Annotated in this window: 2 protein-coding genes; both read right to left on the bottom strand. The window is 70.3% G+C overall.

The genetic code is table 11. The features are described 5' to 3' along the window. A partial coding sequence (locus DSP71_RS15950; RefSeq protein WP_258546492.1) for a response regulator transcription factor occupies nucleotides 1-492 on the bottom strand: 492 nt, incomplete at its 3' end. Then, the coding region (locus DSP71_RS15955; protein ID WP_258546493.1) for a sensor histidine kinase KdpD at nucleotides 489-1,308 on the bottom strand (820 nt) is incomplete at its 5' end. The genes DSP71_RS15950 and DSP71_RS15955, both read right to left, overlap by 4 nt.

Here is a 1,308-nt window from a genome sequence, read left to right on the forward strand (position 1 = left end):
GTGCCGGGACAGGTGCTCCAGCATGCGCCACTCGGTCGGCGTGAGGTGCACCCTCGTGCCGCCGCGGGTGACGGTCTTGGTCGAGAGGTCGACCACCACATCGCCGAAAGCCACCGTGGACTCGCCGCCCGCCGGAGCAGACCGTCGTGACAGCGCCCGCAGACGTGCCAGCAGCTCGTCCACCTGGAACGGCTTGGTCACGAAGTCGTCGGCCCCGGCGTCGAGTGCCTCGACCTTGTCGGCGGACCCCGTGCGTCCCGACACCACGATGATGGGCACGTTGGTCCATCCGCGAAGCGCTTGGATGACCTCGATGCCGTCGAGGCGGGGCATGCCGAGATCGAGCATGATGAGATCCGGATGCGTCTGAGCGGCTGCGGCGATCGCGGCCGCTCCGTCGGGGGCGACAACCACGTCGTAGCCGTGGGCGGCGAGGGTGATCCGCAGGGCGCGGACCATCTGCGGATCGTCGTCGGCGATGAGGAGCTTCACTCCGTGCCTTCCATGTCGCGGGATCCTGCGGCCAGCGGCAGGGAGATGACCATCGTGAGGCCGCCGCCGGGGGTGTCCTCGGGTGTCAGGGTACCGCCCATGCCCTCGGTGAACCCGCGCGACAGGGCGAGTCCCAGACCGAGTCCCGTGGTGTTGTCGGTGTCGCCGAAGCGTTGGAACGGCTGGAAGATGCGGTCGCGCCGCTCGGGCGAGACGCCTTCCCCGCGGTCGATGATGCGGATCTCGGCACGGTCGCCGAGAGCGCTCGTGGAGACGATGATGCGTGAGTCGTCAGGGGCATGCCGGTGGGCGTTGGCGATCACGTTGACCAGCACGCGAAGCAGCAGCACGGGGTCGGCGTGCAGCGGGGGCAGATCGGGGTCGAGGGCCAGCTCGACGTCGGACGGGCCGAGACCCAGCTCGTCGACGGCTGTGAGCACGATGCCCGCAGCGTCCATCCGGGACGATGAGACCGCCAGGACTCCGGCCTGCACGCGGCTCACGTCGAGCAGATCCGTGACGAGCGTCGACAGCGTCGCGAGGCTCTCGTCGGCGGTCGCGAGCAACTCGGCGCGGTCGGACTCGGACAGTCCGTGGGCACCGCGAAGACCACCGATCGCGGCGACCGCGGAGGCGAGCGGACGCCGAAGATCGTGGCTCACGGCCGACAGCAGAGCGCTGCGCACCTGATCGGTCTCGGCCAGAGCCTCAGCCTCCCTGGCGGTGGCCCGCAGATCGGTGTGCTCGATCGCGGCGGCGAGCTGGGCGACGATCGCATCCAGCAGCCGACGCTCGGGACCGGCGAGCGGCTCTCCG

It is taken from the genome of Microbacterium sp. H6, from assembly GCF_003314775.1.
Taxonomy (GTDB): domain Bacteria; phylum Actinomycetota; class Actinomycetes; order Actinomycetales; family Microbacteriaceae; genus Microbacterium; species Microbacterium oxydans.